The organism is Shinella curvata (assembly GCF_022899935.1).
Taxonomy (GTDB): Bacteria; Pseudomonadota; Alphaproteobacteria; order Rhizobiales; family Rhizobiaceae; genus Shinella; species Shinella curvata.
In genome coordinates, this window is record NZ_JALJCJ010000007.1 from 1 (window position 1) to 22669 (window position 22669).

General features: G+C 61.6%; 19 protein-coding genes, 1 tRNA gene and 1 pseudogene. 9 read left to right on the forward strand and 12 right to left on the reverse strand.

The genetic code is table 11. The features are described 5' to 3' along the window. The 5 genes and pseudogenes from MUU55_RS23110 to MUU55_RS23130 form a co-directional block, all read right to left on the reverse strand. A pseudogene (locus tag MUU55_RS23110) lies at nt 1-104 on the reverse strand (electron transfer flavoprotein subunit beta/FixA family protein); the annotation flags it as partial. Between the two features lie 175 nt (nt 105-279). Then, nucleotides 280-1065 (reverse strand): rhomboid family intramembrane serine protease, encoded by a 786-nt coding sequence (locus tag MUU55_RS23115; RefSeq protein ID WP_244763152.1) that lies wholly within the window; start codon nt 1063-1065, stop codon nt 280-282. A 34-nt stretch (nt 1066-1099) separates the two neighbouring features. Then, on the reverse strand, nt 1100-1678 hold the full coding sequence (locus MUU55_RS23120; protein ID WP_244763153.1) for a cob(I)yrinic acid a,c-diamide adenosyltransferase: 579 nt from the start codon (nt 1676-1678) through the stop codon (nt 1100-1102). Next, nucleotides 1678-1878: a twin transmembrane helix small protein gene (locus MUU55_RS23125; protein ID WP_244763154.1), complete on the reverse strand. Its 201-nt coding sequence runs from the start codon at nt 1876-1878 to the stop codon at nt 1678-1680. The genes MUU55_RS23120 and MUU55_RS23125 overlap by 1 nt, the downstream gene beginning before the upstream one ends. A 100-nt stretch (nt 1879-1978) precedes the next feature. Next, nucleotides 1979-2827 (reverse strand): SDR family oxidoreductase, encoded by an 849-nt coding sequence (locus MUU55_RS23130; RefSeq protein ID WP_425314221.1) that lies wholly within the window; start codon nt 2825-2827, stop codon nt 1979-1981. 99 nt (nt 2828-2926) lie between these two features. On the opposite strand from MUU55_RS23130, the gene MUU55_RS23135 reads away from it, so the two are divergent. Continuing rightward, nucleotides 2927-3871 carry a YihY/virulence factor BrkB family protein gene (locus MUU55_RS23135; protein ID WP_244763155.1) on the forward strand — a complete coding sequence of 315 codons (945 nt, stop codon included), beginning with the start codon at nt 2927-2929 and terminating at the stop codon, nt 3869-3871. Here the strand turns inward: MUU55_RS23135 and gluQRS are convergent. Further along, complete coding sequence (gene gluQRS / locus MUU55_RS23140; protein ID WP_244763156.1) at nt 3818-4726, reverse strand: tRNA glutamyl-Q(34) synthetase GluQRS; 909 nt, start codon at nt 4724-4726, stop codon at nt 3818-3820. The two genes, MUU55_RS23135 and gluQRS, sit on opposite strands and share 54 nt — an antisense overlap. A gap of 111 nt (nt 4727-4837) precedes the next feature. On the opposite strand from gluQRS, the gene MUU55_RS23145 reads away from it, so the two are divergent. Next, on the forward strand, nt 4838-5488 hold the full coding sequence (locus MUU55_RS23145; protein ID WP_244763489.1) for a DNA-3-methyladenine glycosylase family protein: 651 nt from the start codon (nt 4838-4840) through the stop codon (nt 5486-5488). Nucleotides 5489-5592: 104 nt separating this feature from the next. Next, the gene (locus MUU55_RS23150) at nt 5593-6150 is read left to right on the forward strand and encodes an HNH endonuclease (RefSeq protein WP_244763157.1); all 558 of its coding nucleotides are present in this window, start codon (nt 5593-5595) and stop codon (nt 6148-6150) included. A 67-nt stretch (nt 6151-6217) separates the two neighbouring features. Here the strand turns inward: MUU55_RS23150 and MUU55_RS23155 are convergent, their stop codons facing one another. Beyond that, the gene (locus MUU55_RS23155) at nt 6218-6733 is read right to left on the reverse strand and encodes a disulfide bond formation protein B (RefSeq protein WP_425314222.1); all 516 of its coding nucleotides are present in this window, start codon (nt 6731-6733) and stop codon (nt 6218-6220) included. Nucleotides 6734-6896: 163 nt separating this feature from the next. Here MUU55_RS23155 and MUU55_RS23160 point away from each other — a divergent pair. Both MUU55_RS23160 and MUU55_RS29170 read left to right on the forward strand, forming a co-directional pair. Beyond that, nucleotides 6897-6981, forward strand: a tRNA-Leu gene (locus MUU55_RS23160). Nucleotides 6982-7477: 496 nt separating this feature from the next. Beyond that, nucleotides 7478-10123, forward strand: coding sequence for an Ig-like domain-containing protein (locus MUU55_RS29170; protein WP_280519096.1), 2646 nt, complete (start codon nt 7478-7480; stop codon nt 10121-10123). A gap of 90 nt (nt 10124-10213) precedes the next feature. Here the strand turns inward: MUU55_RS29170 and MUU55_RS23180 are convergent, their stop codons facing one another. Together MUU55_RS23180 and MUU55_RS29175 are read right to left on the reverse strand one after the other, a co-directional pair. Beyond that, entirely contained in the window at nt 10214-11311 is a 1098-nt protein-coding gene (locus tag MUU55_RS23180; protein WP_244763159.1) for a helix-turn-helix transcriptional regulator, read from the reverse strand. 318 nt (nt 11312-11629) lie between these two features. After that, nucleotides 11630-12517, reverse strand: coding sequence for a calcium-binding protein (locus MUU55_RS29175; protein ID WP_280519097.1), 888 nt, complete (start codon nt 12515-12517; stop codon nt 11630-11632). Between the two features lie 174 nt (nt 12518-12691). Between MUU55_RS29175 and MUU55_RS23190 the strand changes: the two genes are divergently transcribed. Together MUU55_RS23190 and MUU55_RS23195 are read left to right on the forward strand one after the other, a co-directional pair. Continuing rightward, nucleotides 12692-12955, forward strand: a complete 264-nt coding sequence (locus MUU55_RS23190) for a BON domain-containing protein (protein ID WP_244763160.1) — start codon at nt 12692-12694, stop codon at nt 12953-12955. Between the two features lie 74 nt (nt 12956-13029). After that, nucleotides 13030-14673: an AMP-binding protein gene (locus MUU55_RS23195; protein WP_244763161.1), complete on the forward strand. Its 1644-nt coding sequence runs from the start codon at nt 13030-13032 to the stop codon at nt 14671-14673. A gap of 9 nt (nt 14674-14682) precedes the next feature. On the opposite strand, the gene MUU55_RS23200 is transcribed toward MUU55_RS23195, so the two are convergent. The 3 genes from MUU55_RS23200 to secA form a co-directional block, all read right to left on the reverse strand. Continuing rightward, the gene (locus tag MUU55_RS23200; RefSeq protein WP_244763162.1) at nt 14683-15954 is read right to left on the reverse strand and encodes a GNAT family N-acetyltransferase; all 1272 of its coding nucleotides are present in this window, start codon (nt 15952-15954) and stop codon (nt 14683-14685) included. Then, nucleotides 15944-17371 (reverse strand): lipopolysaccharide biosynthesis protein, encoded by a 1428-nt coding sequence (locus MUU55_RS23205; RefSeq protein WP_244763163.1) that lies wholly within the window; start codon nt 17369-17371, stop codon nt 15944-15946. The genes MUU55_RS23200 and MUU55_RS23205 overlap by 11 nt, the downstream gene beginning before the upstream one ends. Before the next feature lie 152 nt (nt 17372-17523). After that, nucleotides 17524-20241: a preprotein translocase subunit SecA gene (gene secA, locus MUU55_RS23210; protein WP_244763164.1), complete on the reverse strand. Its 2718-nt coding sequence runs from the start codon at nt 20239-20241 to the stop codon at nt 17524-17526. A 236-nt stretch (nt 20242-20477) separates the two neighbouring features. Here secA and MUU55_RS23215 point away from each other — a divergent pair, with 236 nt between their 5' ends. Next, on the forward strand, nt 20478-21377 hold the full coding sequence (locus MUU55_RS23215) for a peptidylprolyl isomerase (RefSeq protein ID WP_244763165.1): 900 nt from the start codon (nt 20478-20480) through the stop codon (nt 21375-21377). A gap of 53 nt (nt 21378-21430) precedes the next feature. Beyond that, a complete protein-coding gene (gene argJ, locus MUU55_RS23220) occupies nt 21431-22663 on the forward strand; it encodes a bifunctional glutamate N-acetyltransferase/amino-acid acetyltransferase ArgJ (protein WP_244763166.1) in 1233 nt (410 codons plus the stop codon). Nucleotides 22664-22669 lie beyond the last annotated feature (6 nt).

The window sequence follows — 22669 nt, forward strand, 5'->3', positions numbered from 1 at the left end:
ATCGACATCTTCACATTCGCAAGTTCGACACCCGAACCATCCGATTTCACGCGGATCTTTACGTTGTAGTCGACGACACGCTTCACTGGGACCAAGATCTTCATGGCTTCCTTCCTTCATATGCCCGCGAGGGAAAATGCGCCTTTAAGGGGCGGCCTGATTGTCGGTTGGCGACATCGATACGTGTTTTTTCCCCAAATACAATGCATCACGGACCCTCCCCGCGGGAAAACGAGGGCGTTATAAATTACCTTTACGTTCACGTCAATTTATCCTGCACTATCGCCCCCAGTGCGTCGGTGGAACAGAAGGGCGGGCAGCGGCGTCTTCCACCGCTGCAGGCACGGCCTCCACATGGCGCACCGCCTTGGGCGTGACAATCGTGCGGTCGAAGAGCGGCACGCCGCGCCGCCGCAGCACGAGGACGAGGAGGGCCCCCGCTACGATACCACCGACATGCGCCCCCCAGGAGACGCCGCTGTCGCCATCCACGACCAGCATGTAAAACTGCTGGGCGATCCAAAAGGCGAGCGGAATGACCGCAGGCAGCGGCAGCGGGATACGGAAGAACACCAGAACCCAGACCCGCACCTTGGGATGCAGCAGGAAATAGGCCGCCACCACACCCGAGATCGCACCCGAAGCGCCAATCAGCGGCGCCTCGGAATCGGGCTGCACCAGACCATGCACCAGCGCACCGGCAGCGGCACACAGGAGATAGAAAACCAGAAAGCGGAAATGCCCCAGCGCGTCCTCGACATTGTCGCCGAACACCCAGAGGAACAACATGTTGGAGGCGAGATGCATGAAATCGCCATGCAGGAACGCATAGGTGACATAGGTCGCGTCCTCCGGCACGAGCACGAGGCTCGGCTCGAGATCGGCGAAGTCGAAGACGACGGCCGGGATGTAGCCGAGACCGACCACCGCCGCGTCGGAAAACGACCGGGTGGAGACAACACCCGTCACCAGCCATACCAGGACATCAATCACGATCAGGCTGATCGTGACATACTGCACCTTGATGTATTTCAGGGAGTTCGCGTCATGCAGCGGTATGAACATGGATCCCCTTCCCCAACCTCGTTCGTCAGGGACCTTATCTGTTCTGCCCTGGAACCCACAATATGTCCGTGCGCCCCTTGTCGTTCACCCAGCGTGCCGCGACAAACAGAAAATCGGAGAGCCGGTTGATATAGGCGACCGCGGCGGCGGACACCGACTCGCCCTCATTTTCCTGCAGGGCGACGATGCGGCGCTCGGCGCGGCGCGCTACGGTGCGCGCCAGATGCAGCGCCGCAGCGGCAGGCGTACCGCCCGGCAACACGAAGGAGCGCAGCGGCTCGAGATCGGCGTTCAGCACATCGATTTCACGCTCAAGCCGGTCGACCTGCGCCTGCACGATGCGCAGCGGTTCGTAATCGTATGCCTTGCCGGTGTCGGGCGTCGCAAGATCGGCGCCGAGATCGAAAAGGTCGTTTTGGATGCGCACGAGCATGCCGTCGAGATCGGGATGTCCGGCGAGATGCTGGCGCACGAGGCCGATGCAGGAATTGGCCTCGTCGACCTCACCGTAGGATTCGACGCGCAGATCGTGCTTCTTGCGGCGCGGACCGGCAACGAGACCCGTCGTGCCGTCATCGCCGGTACGGGTGTAGATCTTGTTGAGCTTGACCATCAGCCGCGCCCGCCGCCGGTGACCCAGAGGGTCAGCATGATCAGGATGATGGCGATGGCCTGCAGGAGCACGCGCGCCTGCATCAGCTTGTTGGACGTGTTGCCGCTGCCGCCCTTGGCCATGTTGACGAGGCCGCGCACCAGCACGATGGCGACGAGGCCCATGACGAGCAGGGTCAGAAAGGTAAGGAAGGAAGACATGCCAACGATCCGGTTTGATTTCTGTCAGCCCTATTCACATAGGACATTTCGCGCAAAGTGCACGTCTTTTGCTGCAAAAAGCCTGCGACGCCGCGCCGCGTCAGCCAAGCTTGCCGATGATCCGGTAGAAAAGCCCCGCCGGCAGCAGCTTTTTGAGCAGCACGCCCTGCTTTGCCGGCGTGGTGACGATATAGTGCGCCCGCGGTGCCTTCGCCGTCAGCGCATGGCGCAACACCGCATGCACCGCCTCCGGTCCGAGTTTTCCGCGCGCCGGCCTTGATTCGCCGCGCAGACGCTGAAGCTGTCGACGATATTCTTCCGCATGGACCGAGTTTTCGAGGTCGATGTTCTTTTCGATGTGATGCAAGGCATTGGCGGTGAAGCGCGAGGCGATCGGCCCCGGTTCGATGAGGCTGACATGCACGCCCGAGCCCTCCAGCTCCATGCGCAAGGTGAGGGACAGGCCCTCCAGCGCGAACTTCGAGGCATTGTAGGCGCCGCGCCAGCGATAGGGCACGATGCCGAGAATGGACGAGCACTGCACGATGCGCCCGTGACCCTGCCGGCGCATGGCGGGGATCACCCGCCGCGTCAGGTCGTGCCAGCCGAAGACATTCGTCTCGAACTGCTGCCGCAGCACCTCGACCGGCAGGTCCTCGACGGCGCCGGCCTGCCCGTAGGCGCCGTTGTTGAAGAGTGCATGGAGCCCTCCGCCCGTGCGGGAAAAAACCGCCTCGACGAGATCGGCGATCGTTTCAGGCCGGGTGTAGTCCATCAGCAAGGCCTCGATTCCGTCGGCCTCCAGGCTTGCGAGATCCTCCTCCCGCCGCACGGTCGCGAAGACGCGCCAGCCCTCGGCCTTCAGCGCGCGGGCGCAATAGGCGCCGATCCCCGAGGAGCAACCGGTGACGATGATGCTCGGCTGGTCTGCAATCCGTGGAGAAGACATGGTCATTTCCTGTACAAATTTGCCTTCGTTTCCCATATTCAACTGCAACAGACAATGAAAGCGGCCGGGCAACGACCGCGAAGGGACTGGATTTTGCAGATGCCGACCGCCATCCGCCTTGCCTACAGGGTCGTCTTCGATGCGATCTGGCATTTTTCCGAAGACGACGGCTGGGCCATGGCAAGCCATGTCGCGCTTTCGACGCTGCTGGCGATCTTCCCCTTCCTGATCTTCGGCACCGCGCTCGGCTCGTTCCTCGGCGCCGACCAGTTCGCTGAAACGGCCGTGCACCTCATCTTCGACACGTGGCCGGAATCGATCGCGGCCCCTATTTCCCGCGAGGTCGTCGCCGTGCTCACCATTCCGCGCGGCGGCCTTCTGACAGTCTCCGTGCTCGCCGCCGCCTATTTCGCGTCGAACGGTGTGGAGGCGTTGCGCATTTCGCTCAACCGCGCCTACAGGGTGGCTGAAACGCGCTACTGGTATGTTACGCGACTTGCCAGCCTGGGCTTCGTCATTGCCGGCGTTCTGGCGCTTGCCGTCATCAGCATCGTGCTCGTCGCAGCGCCGCTTGCGGTGCGCGCTACCGGCGATTGGCTGCCCTGGCTCACCTACGTCTATTCCTGGGTGGAAAGCTGGGGCCTTTTCGGCACTATCCTGGTGCTGTTCGTCGGCCTTCTGATCGCCCATCTCTGGATGCCGGCCGGCCGTCGCAAGATCGCCGATGTGCTGCCGGGCATCCTGCTGACGCTGATTGCGTGGGGCGTCGGCGCCTATACATTCGCCTCCTATCTCGCGACCTTCGCCAACTACGTCTCGACCTATGCCGGCCTTGCCTCGATCATGATCGCGCTGGTGTTTCTCTACATCATCGGCGTGATCTTCATTCTCGGCGCAGAGATCAATGCCGCCCTCATGAAATACCGCGTGAAGCGCCTCATCCTCGACAAGATCAGGGGTGTGAAGAAACCGCCGCCGGTTGCCGACGATTCAATGGAGGATGAAGCCATAGCCCGCGAGCAGGGCGCGAAGGCCGGCCGGTGACGCGCCCTTTTCCCGGTAGGCCGCAATGCCGGTATCCTGATTGCTCTTCGAAAGCTTTCGCCCATCCGGGCCCGGCACCAGTCCATGATGGCGATAGGTCGGTGCAGGCAGGTCAAGCAGGCTCTGCAGCAGACGGTGCACCGAGGTCGCATGGAAGAGGTCCTGGCCGCGCACGACATCCGTGATGCCCTGCTCGGCATCGTCGAGCACCACCGCGAGATGATAGCTTGCCGGCGCATCCGGCCGCGACAGAATGACATCGCCCCAGCGCTCCGGCCTGGCGACAACGGTGCCCGTCTCCCCTTCCGGTCCCGAACCCGCTTCCGACCAGTCGAGCCCGGCAGGCAAGAGCGCCCGCGCCTTGTCCATGTCGAGCCGCCAGGCGTGCTGGCGTCCCTCGACAATCCAGCCAAGCGCCTGCTCGCGATGGAGGCCGCGCTCCTCCGTCGGATAAAGCGGCGCGCCGTCAGGATCGCGTGGCCAGACACCGCCTGCCGCCTCATGGGCCTGCACCTGCGCCTTCACCTCGCCGCGGCTCAGGAAACCCGGATAAAGCACGCCCATCGACTTGAGCCGCTCCAGGGCCACTCCATAGAAGGCGAGATGCTCCGACTGGCGGCGCACCGGCTTTTCCCAGCCGAGGCCAAGCCAGGCGAGATCCCGGTAGATCGCCTCTTCGAACTGAGGGCGCGAACGGGCGGGGTCGATGTCTTCGATGCGCAGAAGGAAGCGGCCACCGCAGGCTGCGGCAAGGTCATGGTTGAGGATGGCGGAGAGCGCATGACCGAGATGCAGCAACCCGTTCGGGCTCGGCGCGAAGCGGAAGACACGCGTTTTTGACAAAGCACTTTGCATGAGGTCTTCTGGCACGAAGAGACGTGTCGCGTCACTACCGCGCCGCACGTCACCGACGACGCGCAAAGGCGATCGTCGTCTCGAGGGTCGAGGCCGCTTGAAAAGATGCAACTGCACATGATCAGAACGGATGCGGACGTCGCAGCGGGTCTTGTCGATCTCGCTCTTCTCGACGTGCGCCTTTTCACCGTGATCGACAAGGCCGGCCCCGTGCCGCTGCGCCGCCTCCCGCCCGGCTATCGCGGCCTGGCCGGCATCATCGTGGCCCAGATGGTTTCACGGGCGAGCGCCAATGCCATCTGGCAACGGCTGGAAGAGACGGCCGGCGACATCACGCCCCACCACATCCTCGCGCTCTCCGACGAGGCCTGCCGGACAATCGGCCTGTCGCGCGCAAAAGCCGATACGCTGCGTCGCGCGGCCGAGAGCGTCGATCGCGGCGAACTCGACCTGGACGCCATCTGCCGGCTCGATGCATCGGCCGCGACGCGAAACCTGACGGCCATCAAGGGTATCGGCCGCTGGACGGCCGACGTTTACCTGCTGTTCTGCGGCGGCCATCCCGACATCTTCCCCTCCGGCGATATCGCCCTGCAGAATGCCGTTGCGCATGCGCTCAGTCTCGCCGTCCGTCCAAGCCCTCGGGAACTGGACACGATTGCGGAACGCTGGTCGCCCTGGCGCGGCGTTTCGGCGCGGCTTTTCTGGGCCTATTACGCCCGGGAAATGCGCCGCGAGGTCGCACCGGTGCTGGAAGGATGAACCCGCGAAAATCCCTTGTTTCCGCTTTTCCATTCCGGCTTCACAATGCTGTAACAACGGGCCTAATATAGAAGGGCAGATGCCGAATCGATCAGGAGAAGCCCTTGACGATTTCTGTTTCACCACAGGCCCTGCCAGCCCTTGTACTGAATGCTGACTACAGGCCGCTGAGTTATTATCCCTTGTCGCTTTGGTCCTGGCAGGACGCGATCAAGGCCGTATTTCTTGACCGCGTAAACATCATCGCCGAATACGACCATTCGGTGTCTTCGCCGAGTTTCACGATGCGCCTGCCGAGCGTCGTGTGCCTGAAAACCTACGTGCAGCCCTCGCGCCATCCGGCCTTCACCCGGTTCAACGTGTTCCTGCGCGACAAGTTCGAATGCCAGTACTGCGGGACACCCGACGACCTGACCTTCGACCATGTCATCCCGCGCGCCCATGGCGGCGAGACGACCTGGCAGAACGTGGTCGCGGCCTGCTCCCCGTGCAATTTGAGAAAAGGCAGCAAGCTGCCGAAGCAGGCGGGCATGCACCCGCATCAGAAGCCCTACCAGCCGACGGTTCAGGATCTGCACAACAACGGGCGACTGTTTCCACCCAACTATCTGCATGAAAGCTGGATGGACTATCTCTACTGGGACGTCGAACTGCAACCCTGACACAGTCCGCGCAAAACCGGGGGACGGTTTTGCGGCGACGGCATGTGTTCGAAACAGGTTGTGGCCATCACGCTTTCGCCGACCGCGCGCCCTTGAAGGCGATCGCGGCGAGGATGAGGCTTGCGATCACATTCCATCCGGCAAAGGACAGGCCAAGCAGCCGGAACGATGCTTCCGTGCAGGACGGGCCGTGCTTGGTGTTGATGTCGGACAGGAGGTCGCCGGCATTCTGCGTCACACCCTGTGCGGAGGTCGCACAGGTCGCCGGTCCTTCCCAGAAGCCCCATTCGACGCCCGCATGATAGACGCCCATGCCCGCACCCACGAGCATCATGATGCCGGCAATGGCGAGCAGCAGCCGCGTCAGCCAGGCCGGGCCGTTAAACAGAGCGGACAGCAGCGCCGCGACCGCGACCGGAATGCCGTAATAGTAGGGGTCGCGCTGCAGCAGGCAAAGCGCACAGGGAATGTAGCCGCCGATATGCTCGAAGGCGAGCGCACCGCCAACGGTGGCCGCCATGCCAAGCGAAAGCAGCCCGGCGGAGGCCTTGCGGGAAAGATCGAGGGAAGCCGTCATGAGCATCGTCCAATCGGGCCGGCGGAGATGCCGGCGAAACGGCGCCGAGTTCTATCAGGTGTCGCACCTTTGTAAATCACCGCACGGATAAGTGATCATCGCTCTCGGCTCGATTTGCCGGTTGCCGCCCGCCAACGCATCGTGTAAACGGCGATTGCTTCGGTGCCGTGCCCCATTGGCGGAACTGGTAGACGCGCTCGACTCAAAATCGAGTTCCGAAAGGAGTGCTGGTTCGATTCCGGCATGGGGCACCAACACGAAATTCGCGTTGTTTTTCCTTCATTTTTTCGCGCTTGAAGTCCAAAAGACTCGAAGCGCAATTATTCCTGGAGACTTTTGTTCTCGGTTTCGTTCGGCCCGGCTCCATCGCTTTCCGGCCGATGCATGAACGCCATTACGCTCTTCGCGAGTCGTTTTTGTTTTGCGGCCTTCGTGTATCGCGTGATGTCCTTCGAAGTTGAATTGCCGGTTACCGACATGATCTGGTGTTCGGTGGCACCGTTGTTGGTCAGGCGCGTTGCTGCTGCCCATGTCGAACACCCCGTTTTTAATGGCCGACTATACTCCAGAATCACCGTTTTCCCTTGCGCATACTGGCCCGAGAATATGGACACCAAGGCGTCGGTGTCGCTTCTCCAACTGATACTTAATCAATACCTAAATTCACCGCCATGACGCGAAATTTCAATCGCTTGCAATTCGGAGTTAGCTGTTTTAGGCATGCCAAGATCCATATTTCGGGAGATGACGATGCCGGCGATCGGAAGCAAGAAACCAGTATTCTTGGGCGGCACAGGTAACCATCAAACCGCTGTGCTATCGGATGGCGGGTGGGTTACAGTGTGGGCTTCTACCGAGGATACCATATGGGGCCACGGTGTTTACCAGCAAGTCTTCAACTCGGATGGCACAGTGCGCGAGGCCGAGACGCGGATTACCCTCGACACGCGAAATGGTAATGGCAATGACCCTTTCGTAACTTCCCTTGCAAAAGGGGGGTGGGTGGTGACCTATTTCACCGGTTTCGAAAAACGCAATATCGTGACGCAGCAAGTATTTGATGCGAATGGCGAACCACAGGGTGGGCCTTCTCAAGTCACCAGCGACGCCACTTCGGGCAGCTTCTACGTCGGGACACGCAACGTCGCACTCTCCGATGGAGGATGGGTCGTTACATGGTCTAATTGGGAGGCAACCTTCCAAAGGGCGTACAATGCGGATGGAAGCGCCCGAAGTAACGCCATAAAACTGTATGACAGTGAGATCGAACCCGTGGTCCAGGCGGTGAAGGGTGGGAAATGGGTTACCACCTGGTCTGAGGACGACAATACCTTTCAGCAGGCTTTCAAAGCCAACGGGACCGAGCTTGGGGACAAGATCCGCGTGAATGTCGCCCCCGACACCAGCTTGGGCGGACAGGAAATCGTCGCCCTCGCGGACGGAGGCTGGCTTGTGACATGGATGTCCAACTCGGACCGCCCTCAAACCGGCTTCCAAAGCTATGGGATTTTCCAGCGGAAGTTTAATTCTGACGGTACGGCTCACGGGGGCGACGTGCGGGTGAACTCGTTCACCGAGGGCAATCAAACCAACCATGAAATCACCGCACTGGCAGACGGCGGCTGGGTGGTTGTTTGGGAATCCGGGGATCAAGCTCATCCCGGCAAAGACGTTTTCCAGCAAGCCTACAACGCCGAGGGCACCCGCCAGGGCGGGGAAGTCCGAGTAAATAAGGCGGTGGAGTACGACCAAGAGCTTTCCGCTGTGACGGGTCTTGCCGATGGCGGATGGGTGGTGACGTGGGGCACGTTCACCACAAATGCTAAAGGGTACACAGAGTCCACCTACTTCCAGCAGGCATATAATTCCGACGGTAGCCGAAACGGCACCGAGGTCATGATTGGAGGAAGCAATGGTCGGAACGAGAATGGCCACTATGGGGAAATAGTCAGGCAGGTAATCGCGGTCCCGGACGGAAGTTGGCTGGTGCTGTGGGATACGTCTGACAGCAAGTACCAAACACAATACAGAATGAACGAAAAGCCTACCTCATCGGATCGTACGGCGACCACTGAGGAGAATCGAACGGTTTCGATAAATGTTCTTCCCTTCGCCCACGATCTCGATGGTGATAAGCTGAGGGTGTCTTCGGCAAATGTCATTTCCGGGTTCGGCACCGCTTCCATCGACAAAAATGGAAACATCGTTTTCAATCCTAAAACGAAGAAAAACCAAGGCATAGCCGAAGCTGAGACACGCAAGGTTGTCATCGCATATGTGGTGTCTGATGAGTATGGCGGCACAGCAAAAGCTAACGTCACGGTCACCGTCTCCGGAATAGACGATGCGCCAGTCATTTCCTCGAACAAGGGGGCCTCGTCAGCCACGGTGAAGGTGGCAGAAAACAAGACGACGGTGATGACAATCAAGGCGGCAGATCCAGATGGCAAGGCTGTCACATACGCCATTTCCGGCGGTGCGGATAAAGCCCTCTTCAAGATCGACGCAAAGACGGGGGCTCTGTCATTCATTAAGGCCCCGGACTTCGAAGTTACGGCGGACAAGAACAGAGACAACATCTACGAAGTGACGGTGCGAGCGACTGATGGCAAACTCACCGACACCCAAACGATTAAGGTGAAGATCACGGATGTCAAAGGGGAAGTACTCGTCGGTACATCCAAGGCAGACAAGCTGAATGGCGGACTCGGGAATGACACGCTGGACGGCAAGGGTGGCGCCGATACGCTGAAGGGTGGGTCGGGCAATGACATCCTGAAGGGCGGTGACGGCAATGATAAGCTGCTCGGCGGCACCGGCGCAGACAAGCTCATTGGCGGAAATGGCAGTGATACCGCTTCATACGAACAGGCAACGCGAGCCGTTAAGGCCAGCCTGGATCGACCGTCAACCAATACCGGAGAAGCGAAGGGCGACAGCTACAACTCGATCGAAAATCTGACCGGCTCGCGGTTCTCGGATCGGCTTGAAGGTGATGCGGACACCAACGTTTTGAAGGGAGGAGCTGGCGACGACAAGCTCTACGGCGGGACCGGTGCCGACAAGCTCTACGGTGGCGCGGGCGCGGATTTGTTCGTCTTCACCAGCACCAAGGACAGCACGGCGAGCTCCCGCGACATGATCTATGACTTCTCGCAGAAGCAGGGCGACCGGATCCACCTGTCCGGTATCGATGCCCGCGATGCCACGAGCAAGAACGATGCCTTCACCTTCATCGGCGAGAAGGCGTTTTCCGAGAAGGCCGGCGAGCTGCGCTACTTCCACAAGAGCGGCGGCACCTTCGTCTACGGCGACGTGGATGGCGACGGCAAGGCCGACTTCGCGCTTCGCCTTGACAAGACCATCGATCTCGTCAAGGGCGATTTCATCCTGTAGGGCTCGGCTCACGCTGCCTCACGATCCACTCGAGGAACAAATCGCCACGACGATCATTACAGGCCACTTTCTAGGTTCAGCCTTTGCCCGCTATCGTGCATGGGGAGGTACAAGGCTGGTCAGCAATCGCGAAAGGTCGGCCTGCCGGCGGCATCCCGTCTTGGCCAGGACGCTCTTCAGCTGCTTCCGCACGGTTTCGACGCTCTTGGCATCGGACAGCGCGATCCTCTGCAATGTATGGCCGGCTGCCACACGCGCGGCAATGGAAGCCTCTGCGGGTGTCAGATCGAAAAGAGCCTGAAACAGGACGGGCTCTTCGTTCACGGAATTCGATGCGGTGGTCAATACCAGAATAGCCGAAGCGCGCGAGAACAGATCCTGTGCAGACCGTCGGACAGGAACCATATGCAATATTGCCGGCTGCGTGCTCTCGGTCCGGGCCAAGGCGATGGAGAGCACGGCCTTGTTCGACGTCATGGCACGCAAGGCCGAGGAGAGCTGCTTGTCGGCGCGGCTGTCCACAAGTACGATCCGGTCCCCCGCACGGGTCGACATCTGGCCCATGGCACGATCGAACTGGGCGTTTGCAACCAATACCTTGCCGTTTGGTCCAACCGCGCAGGCCGCCAGTCCCAGCCCGGTCAAGGTTTCCACGGCGGTACTGGCGCGCTCGAAGGCAAGCCGAGAGGAAACCATCGCCGACCGCGCAAAGTGCGGACGCATTCCATCAAGCTGGTCGATAAGGCTGCGACTGAACTTCCCGCGTTTCAGATCGCCTTCGGCATGGAGAATGATCGTTTCCCCGTTGGGGACGCAGATCGCCGTCGCAATACCTCTGCCGAATCCTCCTGGCGAGAGCAAGTCCCGGAACAGCGGGATGTCGGCCATCTCTTCATCCGAGAAAACGTCGAAGTCGGAAACAAACCCGGGACGGTTCAACTTCATGAGGCGCCTGGAACGCTCGGCTCCGCCCTCGTAGGAATAGTGATCCGAGGCAAGTTTTTCTGCGATCGGTGATGACCCGATCCAACGATAACTGTCGCCGTTCGTTGCGACCAGCACACTTTCCTTGCATTCGGCGACTTCGGCAAAAAGGCGCAGTACATCGGACCACAATTCCGGAACGACGGACGCTTCATAGATGCGATCGACAAAATCCTCGTGCACAACGCCCAACCCTAAAGACATGGTTTCTGCTGTCCTAACCGCGAAGTCTATAGACTACTTGGGTCAGGGCGCAGCAGAAAACCACCCTATCGAGGGCTTGGGCGAGGCTTTTTCGCTGTGCGAAAGCGCTCATGGCCTATCCGGGTATTGTCAGATCGCCCGGTCTTACAAAAATTCGTTTTTTAGCGGGAACAAATTTTGCGGAGCCGCATTTCTCGTGGGCAACTGCAGACACCCCCGGATGCGGTTGTGAGGGGGACCCGAGAGCGATGTGCACGCTCTTGGGTCTCAACCAATCGGGGGCACCCCGCTTGGAGAAGCGGGATGCCGGCACTCTCTTCAGAGGATGAAGTCGCCCTTCTGAAGATCCACCAGAGTGTCGAGAACGATTTTGAAGTCCGCCTTGCCGTTCCCGTCGATATCCCCGTAGACCAGCGTGTCGCCACCCGATTTCTGGTAGCGCAGCTCGCCTGCGATCTTGTGGAATTTCTGCGTACCGATGAAGGCGAAGTCCTGATCGCCCGCCTTCAGCGTGTTGGCATCGAAAGCGCTGAGGTCGATCTTGTCTTTCTCCGCCCGGCTGAAATCGTAGATCTTGTCAGGCGCGCTCGTCGTCGAATCCGTCTTGGAACGGAAGACGAAAGTGTCCGCGCCCGCACCGCCATAGAGCTTGTCTGCCCCCGCACCGCCTTCCAGACGATCGTTGCCGGCATCGCCCTTCAGGGTGTCGTTGCCATTCTGGCCGTAGAGCCGGTCGTTTCCGTTGCCGCCGGAGATGTTGTCATTGCCGTTGCCACCATAGAGCCGGTCCTTGCCGTCACCGCCCCAGAAGACGTCGGCATACTTAGTCGCCTTGATGACGTCGTCGCCCGCGAGAAGGGCGTTGAGGAACTTGCTCGTGCTGCCGCTGTCGATGGCCTTGGTCAGGACGCGGCCGGTAAGAGAAAGGCCGGTGATATCCAGCACCTTCGCGCCCTCGGCGATCACATTGAAGGACGTCAGCATGCCCGAGGTGATGCCGACGACTTCCTTGCCTTGAAATTTGTAGGCGAGGCCCGTCCCGCGGAAGGTCATCGACGTGTCCTCGCCGACATCCCAGAGCTTAATGTAGGTCGATGTGAACTTTTCCTTGTCGAAATCCAGAATTGAATCAAGCTTTTCGGAAATGAACTCTTTGAAATTGGCGCCCGAATTCGAAGTGAATCCGCTAATATTGATGGTGCTCATATGCTATCCTCGGTTGCGATGACCGAGGTGTAACCGCTCTTTGCGCCTGGCGGCAACGACCATTCCGGGGCGGATCTGTCCGACTTCGGAACACTCCTAACCATCCCTTAAAGCGCGACGAACAAAACCGTTCATTCCGCGTTTCCTTCCGTTAACCGGCCAAAGGAGCGCGTCATGGTTTTCAAGGAAGCGACCTTCAAGGGCAAACAGCCCGAACATATCGAACCACCGCATCCCGCCTGGCTTGAAACACAGGTAGCGGATGCACTGTCGGTCGCCGGCGACGTGGATGCCTCCGACGTCACCGTGACCTGCAAGGGGCGACGGATCATCCTCTCCGGCAGCGTCGGGTCCGCCGATGAGGCCGAACGCGCCGTCGCCCTGGCTTCATCGATCAAAGACGTCGAGCAAGTGGACAACCGCCTCGCCTGGCCCTGAGCCCCCAAAAAGCCGCCATTGCCGGCGCCCCCTCCGGAATGCTAGTTGCAGTGCAGCAAACTGGAGTGGTGCGGATGCTCTTGCAGAGATCGACCTATGACGCGCTGTACGGGGATTTCCATTGGCAAATCCCCGACCGGTTCAACATCGGTACCGCCGTCTCGAACAGCTGGGCGACCCGTGAGCCGGGTCGCGTCTGTCTGCAGCACTTCCTTCCGGACGCTCCGGCTCTCGCGATGACCTATGGCGAACTTGCCGCCCGTTCCGATGCCTTTGCGGCAGCGCTTGCGGCGGAAGGTGTTCAAAGGGGTGACCGTGTTGCGATCCTTTTGCCGCAGGGTTTCGAAACCGTCATTGCCCATGTCGCGACCTACAAGCTCGGCGCCATCGCATTACCGCTGGCGCTGCTTTTCGGTGCCGATGCGCTGCTGTTCCGGCTGAAGAACGCCGAAGCCAAGGCGATCGTGACGAACCGGTTCGGCGCCGACCGGCTCGGGCCGATCCGCCAGGAATTGCCGACCCTCGATCTCTTGGTGACGACGGAACGCGTGAATGATCCGTCGGCAAAATCCTTCCAGGATCTCGTCGAAAAACATGTCGGCCCCTATGCCGCCGTCGATAGCGGCCCGGACGATCCGGCCATGATGATCTACACGTCGGGGACGACCGGCCCGCCGAAGGGCGCGCTGCATGGCCACCGCGTGCTGCTCGGCCATGTGCCGGGCTTCCAGATGCACCATGAATTCCTGCCGCAGCCGGGCGACCGCATCTGGACGCCGTCGGACTGGGCCTGGGCGGGCGGTCTTCTCAACGTGCTCTTGCCGGCGCTGCTGCTCGGCGTGCCCGTCGTCTCCTCGCCGGGCCAGAAATTCGATCCCGCCATGGCCTATCGCATCATGCAGGACATGGATGTGCGCAATGCCTTCATTCCGCCGACGGCGCTGAGGCTGATGAAAACGGTCGCCAATCCACGCGAAAAATACCGGCTGAACCTGCGTACGATCGGGTCGGCGGGTGAATCGCTCGGCCGCGAAACCTGGGAATGGGTGCGCGACACGCTGGGCATCACCATCAACGAATTCTACGGCCAAACCGAGTGCAACATCGTGCTCGGCTCGATCGGCAAGCTCGGCGTCTCCCGCCCGGGGCCGATCGGCAAGGCCGTCCCCGGCCATGTCGTCGCAATCATCGATACGGACGGCAAGGAAGTGCCGCGCGGCACCGTAGGCCAGGTCGCCGTAAGGCGGCCCGACCCCGTCATGTTCCTGGGCTATTGGAAGAACGAGAAGGCGACGGCCGAAAAATTCATCGGCGACTGGATGATGACGGGTGATCTCGGGCGCATGGACGACGAAGGTTATGTCACTTTCTTCGGCCGCGACGACGACGTCATTACCTCCTCGGGCTATCGTATCGGGCCGAGCGAGATCGAGGACTGCCTGGCCGGCCACCCCGCCGTGCAGCTCGCCGCCGCCGTCGGCAAGCCCGATCCGGTGCGCACGGAAATCGTCAAGGCCTATGTGATGCTGCGTCCCGGCTACACGCCCTCGCCCGCGCTGGCGGTGGAAATCCGCGAATGGGTGAAATCGCGACTGTCCATGCACGAATATCCTCGCGAGGTGGACTTCGTCGACACCCTGCCACTCACGACATCCGGCAAGGTCATCCGCCATCTCCTGCGCAAGCGCGCGGCCGAGGAAACACCCTTCGCCGCCTGAGGTTTCGCCTTAACGGCGGGCGAGCGACCGGATCTTGTCGCGCAGCAGGCGCGCCACGTTGCGGGTGTTGCGGTAGAGGTGGAGCTGAGCCGCCACCTGGCGCACATCGCGGTCGCGGTTCTGCTGAAGGCCCACGACAAGCGTGCCCATGTCCTCGCGCTCCTCCCAGAACCGGCTCATGACCGGGTGATCCGGCACAGCACAGGAATCCGAACGGGCGATATTGGCGTCGTCGAGATGCCATTCGGTGAGCTCGGCGACCAGCAGCTTGCCTGGCGAATATTTTGCGAACGCCTCGTCATAGGCCGTCTTCCACGTATAGGCTTCGCCGCCCATCATGAAGACGACCAGGGAGGCGATGGCGCGGCCATCGAGGTCGAGCGTATGGATGCGCACGCCGTCGGTCTCGGCAAGATTGCTGATCGCCTCGCGGGCGAAGGCGGCGCGATAGCGATCGTTGATCATCGCCGTGCGACCGCGACCCTTCCAGCCCGCAGCCTCGAGCAGCAGGAACTCCTCCATGCGCAAACGTATGTCGGCGGGTTGGCGGGCAACGTTGTAGCTGAGATCGCCCATGGCATCGAGTTTACGCCACTGCCGGCGCAACTCGCGGAAATGTTCCGGCGTGATCGCCTTCTGCAGATAGGTCTGACCATCGAACAGGCTGTCCAGCATCGGGCGGCGATAGGTATCCGTGACGGTCACCGGCAGGTTCCGGCCGATCGCGACGGCGCGCATCAGCTGTGCGAAGGCGCCATTGAGGCGCAGGTCCGGCAGGACGAGGATGGCCGGAAGGCCCGTGCCCGGTCCGCCGAGTGCCTCCAGGAAATTGTCGAGGGTCTCGGCCGCATCCTCGGCATCGACCAGCGGCGTGCCGAGCGGGCCGAAGGGGTTCGACCAGGCGCGCAGGATGCTGGAGCCGATGGAGAAGCCGGGCTTTTCGATCGAGAACGGCATGAGGAAACGCATGCGGCTTCGCCCTCCCGCCTCGTCGCGGATGACGGAAAGGCGAACGGTGCGATCTTCGAGCCGCGGCATGGCCGGCGCGAGGAACCGACCGGTGAAGAAGACGTTCGGCTCCATCACGCGATTGGACAGGAAGTCGAGCTCCTGCTGCAGTTCATAGCCGGCCGTCGCCGGATAGAGGGCGAGCGAGCGGCCGGGTCGGCCGACGACGAAACGCTGGTCCGCCGGCGGCTGTGCTAGCGGCGCAGCGGGCGGAAGCGCCGCCTGGGCCCGTCCCGCAGCAATCGTGTGGTCGAAGCCGTGACTATCGGTCATCGTGATCCGTCCCATTGGTCAGTTTCACCGTTACCGGGTCGGCAAAGGCGAAGAGAATGATGTTGAGTTTTCCGCGCACGGCGAGATGCAGCAGCACGGCTTCGACGACCATGGCCCCGGCGGTGGCAAAGGCCGCTCCGACGAGGCCGAAGAGCGGAATGAGCGTGACGTTGAAGGCGATGTTGGCGGCCAGCGCGACGGCATAGACGGCCACGCAGAGCTTCTGCTCGCCACACATGGTCAACAGCACCTCGCCCGGGCCGACGAGCGCCTTGGCAAGAATGCCGATAAAAAGAATGAACATCAGGCTCCAACCGGCCGTGAATGCCGGACCGAACAGGGACAGCAGGAGATGGCCGAGCGCCAGAACGCCGAGCCCCACGGCAAGCGACGGCCAGAAACTCCAGCGCACCGTTTCGCCGGCAAAACGCGCAAGCGCCACGCGGTCGCCGGCAGCGAACATGGCGGAAAACCGCGGCGCGGCGGCGGCCTTCACCGAAAAGAACACGAAATGCACCAGCGCCATCGTCTTGGCCGCAGCGAAATAAACGGCGACGCTTTCCGGATCGAGGAAGAGGCCGACGACGATGACGTCCGAATTGGTCAGCAGGAAACCAAACCCCTCGATCAGGAAGATCGGCAGCGCCGCCTTAATCCAGAGAGAGAACTCGATCTTGCGCGGCCCCGCGACATAGCGCTTGCCGAGCCGACGCACGATGTTGAAGAACTGGGCGACGGTCGTGAGGTAGGTGGCCGCGAGCGCAGCGACCATCGCCGTCAGTGCCGTATGCGGCTCCCCCAGCCACACGGCCAGAACCATGAAGACGAGGATCAGCAGCGGCCGGATGATATAAGTGGGACTGAGCGCCACCACCGCCCAGCTGTGGGCACGGGCGGTGCTTTCCAGCACATCGCCGAGCGCGATCATCGGCATGCAGAAAAGACCGATGAACAGCGGCACGACATAGTAGTCCGCAACCCGGTCGTGGAAGAACCAGAGCGCAAGAAGGCCTGCTGTCGCGAGCGCCGTCGAGGACAGGATGGCGAAGACGCGCGCCGTCGCGGTGAGGCCGCGGATTTCCGCATAGGCGCTGCGGCCGACATAGTCGGGCAGGAAGCGCACGACCGTGGTGTGGAAACCGAGACAGGACATATCGCCGAAGATGACGACGAGCGCCCAGACGAAGACGAAGATGCCGTATTCGAACTCGCCCATCACGCGGGCAAGGATGATCTGCGAGATGAAGGCGATGGCCGCACTGGCGACGCGGATCGCAAAGGCGATCAGCGCCATGCGCTGGGCAAGGTTGCGGGGGTCGTCGCTGGCCAGGATGGTCGCAAGTGCCCGCACCAGGGGCTCGGCCTTGCCGCGCAGACCCGATGGCAGCAACCTCTCCGCCGATTGAATGACCGCCATCAACACAGGAACCCGAACGCCACGCAGAACTCTACCAGCGTCACTCTTGTCAGATCACGGTTAACAAAGGGTTCGGCGCACGGCCGAAGCACTTGCCGGGCGAAAAGAAAATGCCGCCCCAAGGGCGGCATTTTCGAGTTTCCCAAAGCGCATCACGCCTGTTCGAAGGCGCCGTGGCAATGTTTGTATTTCTTGCCCGAACCACAGGGGCAGGGTTCGTTGCGCGCAACATGGCCCCAGCTCGACGGATCGTTCGGATCGCGATTGTCCGCGGCAACCGCCATGAAGCCACCGCGACCTTCGCCGAAATCGTCCTCGCCGGTCGTGCCGTCGATGTGGTGGCCTTCCATTTCCGGCGGCACCGGCGTCGGGGCGTCGGCCGCCTGGCGCACCAGCTCAACGCGCATCAGCTGCGACGTCACGGTCTGGCGCAGGTTGGCGAGCAGCGCCTGGAACAGTTCGAAAGCCTCGGCCTTGTATTCCTGCAGCGGGTCACGCTGGGCATAGCCGCGGAAGCCGATGACGGAACGCAGGTGATCGAGATTGACGATGTGCTCACGCCACAAGAGGTCCAGCGTCTGCAAGAGCACCGAGCGCTCGACATAGGTCATGATCTCGGGACCGAAACGTTCCGCACGATCAGCGGCAGCCGCATCGGCCGCCTTGTGCAGGCGCTCCAGGATGTCCTTTTCGTCGATGCCTTCCTCGGCCGCCCAGGCCTCGATCGGCAAATCGAGGTTCAGCTGCTCGAGAACGCCCTTCTTGAGACCGGCAACGTCCCACTGTTCGGCATAGGCATTTTCCGGAATACTCAGGCGAACGAGGTTCTCGACGACTTCGTTGCGCATGTCGGAGACGATCTCGGACAGATTTTCGCTGTCCATCAGCTCGATGCGCTGCTCGAAGATGACCTTGCGCTGGTCGTTCAGCACGTCGTCGTATTTCAGGAGGTTCTTGCGGATGTCGAAGTTTCGGGCTTCGACCTTCTTCTGCGCGCGCTCCAGCGCCTTGTTGATCCAGGGATGGACGATCGCCTCGCCTTCCTTGAGACCCAGCTTCTGCAACATGGAATCCATGCGCTCGGAGCCGAAGATGCGCATCAGGTCGTCCTGCAGCGACAGGAAGAACTTCGAGCGGCCCGGGTCGCCCTGACGGCCGGAACGGCCGCGCAGCTGGTTGTCGATACGGCGGCTTTCGTGGCGCTCGGTGGCAAGCACGTAGAGACCACCGCCGGCAAGCGCCTTTTCCTTGAGCTGCTTGACCTCGGCAATGATCTGATCGCGCTTGGCGTCACGCTCGGCGCCCGGCTCCATGTCCGCCAGCTCGCGCTCGAGGCGCATGTCGACATTGCCGCCGAGCTGGATGTCCGTGCCGCGGCCGGCCATGTTGGTGGCGATCGTCACGGCGCCGGGAACGCCGGCCTGCGAAACGATATAGGCTTCCTGCTCGTGGTAGCGGGCGTTCAGGACCTGGAAATCCTTGAAGCCGGCCATGCGCAGGCGCTCGGCGAGATATTCGGACTTTTCGATCGAGGTCGTGCCGACGAGGACCGGCTGGCCCTTCTCGCGGGCATCCTTGATCTCCTGGATGATCGCCTTGTACTTCTCCTCGACCGTCCGATAGACCTCGTCGTCCTCGTCACGGCGCTGGATCGGCAGGTTGGTCGGCACTTCCACGACTTCGAGGCCGTAGATGTTGCCGAACTCCTCGGCTTCGGTGGAAGCCGTGCCGGTCATGCCGCCGAGCTTGGAATACATGCGGAAATAGTTCTGGAAGGTGATCGAGGCCAGTGTCTGGTTTTCCGGCTGGATCGTGACCTTTTCCTTGGCTTCGAGCGCCTGGTGCTGGCCTTCCGAATAGCGGCGGCCCGGCATCATGCGGCCGGTGAATTCGTCGATGATGACGATTTCGTCGTTGCGGACGATGTAGTCCTTGTCGCGGGTGAAGAGTTTGTGGGCCTTCAGCGCGTTGTTGATGTGATGGACGATGGCGACGTTCTCGACGTCGTAAAGCGATTCGCCCTTCAGAAGACCCGCCTGGCGCAGCAGGTTTTCGAGCTTCTCCGTGCCGACTTCGGAGAAGTTGGCGGAGCGCTGCTTCTCGTCGATTTCGTAATCGCCTTCATCCAGCAAGGGGATGTAGGCATCGATCGTCGTGTAGAGATCCGAGCGGTCGTCGAGCGGGCCGGAGATGATCAGCGGCGTGCGCGCTTCGTCGACCAGGATCGAGTCGACTTCGTCGACGATGGCGAAGAAGTGCCCGCGCTGCACCATCTGACCGCGCTCGTACTTCATGTTGTCGCGCAGATAGTCGAAGCCGAGTTCGTTGTTCGTCGCGTAGGTGATGTCCGAGGCGTAGGCGGCGCGGCGCTGGTCGTCGTCGAGGCCGTGCACGATGACGCCGGTGGTCAGGCCGAGGAAACCGTAGAGCTTGCCCATCTGGGCGCTGTCGCGGGTCGCGAGGTAGTCGTTGACAGTCACGACATGCACGCCCTTGCCGGCGAGCGCGTTGAGATAGACGGGCAGCGTCGCGACGAGCGTCTTGCCTTCACCGGTCTTCATTTCGGCGATCGACTTCTCGTGCAGGATCATGCCGCCGATCAACTGGACATCGAAGGGCCGCATGCCCAGGGCACGGAACGCCGCCTCGCGGGCAACGGCAAAAGCCGGCACCAGAATGTCGTCGAGCGTCTTGCCGGCTGCAAGCTGTTCGCGGAATTCCACGGTCTTGGCGCGCAGGGCGTCGTCGGACAGGGCCTTGATTTCAGGCTCCAGCGCATTGATTGCATCGACGCGGGGCTTGTAGGAACGGACGCGGCGATCGTTCGAGGAACCGAACAACTTGCGGGCAATGCCGCCGAGGCTGACCATCAGGATGGTCCTTTCTTTGTGGCGCCCGGCGCGTGACAGGTCGCACGTTTATTTGCGCGCAAAGCCGTGAAACGCCCGGAAACTGTTCTGGACGCGGGATTGCGTGACAGATAAGAGGGGGGTCGAATGATGTCAACGGCTGAGGCGGTTGCACAACTGCCACATTCTGGTGGTGTTGAGCCGTCTGGCACCGGATATCGGCCCGATTCCGGCGAGGATGTGAAAGGTCTCATCGAATGTTCAAGTACAGCAAGCTCGCAGCAGTCGCCCTCATCGCGATCGCCGCAGCAAGCACCAGCGTCCGCGCGCAAGATGCTGCCGCAGATCCGGTCGTCGCCAAAGTCGGCGCGGTCGAGATCCACGAATCGGAACTGAAGCTTGCGATCGCCGGCCTCGACCCGCAGCTTGCCAACCTGCCCGACGAGCAGAAGCGCGTTGCCGCCCTCTCCTCGATCATCGACGTCAAGCTGCTTGCCGCCGATGCCGACAAGGAAGGCCTGAAGGACAATGCCGAATTCAAGCAGCGCCTCGCCTTCCTCACGGATCGCGAACTGCACAATGCCTATTTCAAGAAGCACGTCGTCGATGCCGTCACGCCGGACGAGGTGAAGGCGCGCTACGAAAAGGAAATCGCCGCCATCACGCCGGAAGACGAAATCCGCGCGCGTCACATCCTCGTCAAGAGCGAGGAAGAGGCGAAGGCCATCATCAAGGACCTCGACGCCGGCAAGGACTTCGTCGAGATCGCCAAGGAAAAGTCGACGGATCCGAACAAGTCGGAAGGCGGCGACCTGGGTTATTTCGGCAAGGGCCGCATGGTTCCGGAATTCGAGACCGCTGCCTTCGCGCTGGAAAAGGGCGCCTATTCCAAGGAGCCGGTGAAGACCCAGTTCGGCTTCCACATCATCAAGATCGAAGACAAGCGCAAGCAGCAGCCTCCGGCACTCGACCAGGTCGAGCCGCAGGTTCGTCAGCTCGTCATGCGCGACAAGTATCTGGAGCTTCTGGAAAAGGCCAAGGCCGCCGCACCGATCGACATCCAGGACGCCGCGCTGAAGACCGCTTACGATGCGGTCAACAAGCCGGAAGCCGCGGGTGAAGGCGAAGCTGCCCCGGCAACGGAAGGCCAGCAGTAACACATCATGGCCCGGCGCTTCCCGCCGGGCCTTCTTCCTCAAGGAAAGCACGCATGTCCGGTTCCATTTCCCCGCTCGCTCCGAAGACCTATGCCGAAATGCCGCCCGTTCGCGGCGTGCGCATGGCCACCGCCGCCGCCGGGATCAAGTACAAGAACCGCACCGACGTGCTCATGATGGTCTTCGATCGCCCCGCGACCGTGGCGGGCGTCTTCACCCGTTCCAAATGCCCCTCGGCCCCGGTCGATTTCTGCCGCGCCAATCTGCCCGGCGGTATTGCCCGCGCCGTCGTCGTCAATTCCGGCAATGCCAATGCCTTCACCGGCCGCAAGGGCCGCGAATCGACGAAGATGACCGCCGAAGCCGCCGCCAAGGCGATCGGCTGCGCCGAAAGCGAAGTCTTCCTCGCATCGACGGGCGTGATCGGCGAGCCGCTGGATGCCACGAAATTCTCCGGCGTGCTCGACGGCCTGGCCAGTAACGGCACCGAGGACTTCTGGTTCGAGGCGGCCAAGGCGATCATGACGACGGACACCTACCCGAAGGTCGCCACCCGCACCGCCGAGCTCGGCGGCGTCACCGTGCGCATCAACGGCATCGCCAAGGGTGCCGGCATGATCGCGCCCGACATGGCGACCATGCTCTCCTTCGTCGTCACCGATGCCGCCATTCCCGCATCCGTGCTGCAGTCGCTGCTCTCGGCCGGCGTCGGCCCGACCTTCAACTCCGTCACCGTCGACAGCGACACCTCGACCTCCGACACGCTGATGCTCTTCGCAACGGGCGCCGCCGAAGGCCAGGCGACCGTCACGGCTGACGACGCTTCACTCGATGGCTTCCGCTCGGCACTCAACGATCTGCTGCGCGATCTCGCTCTTCAGGTCGTGCGCGACGGCGAAGGTGCCCGCAAGATGGTGGCCGTCACCGTCGAAGGCGCCGAAAACGACGAAGCCGCCAAGCGCATCGCACTGTCGATCGCCAATTCCCCGCTGGTCAAGACCGCCGTGGCCGGCGAAGACGCCAACTGGGGCCGCATCGTGATGGCTGTGGGCAAGTCGGGCGAAATGGCCGACCGCGACCGCCTCGCCATCTGGTTCGGCGATGTACGCGTCGCCGTCGACGGCGAACGCGATCCCACCTATTCGGAAGCGGCCGCCACGGCCGTGATGAAGCAGGAAGACATTCCGGTACGTGTCGAAATCGGCCTGGGCAACGGCCGCGCGACCGTGTGGACCTGCGACCTCACCAAGGAATATGTCGAGATCAACGGCGACTACCGCAGCTAAGGGCCG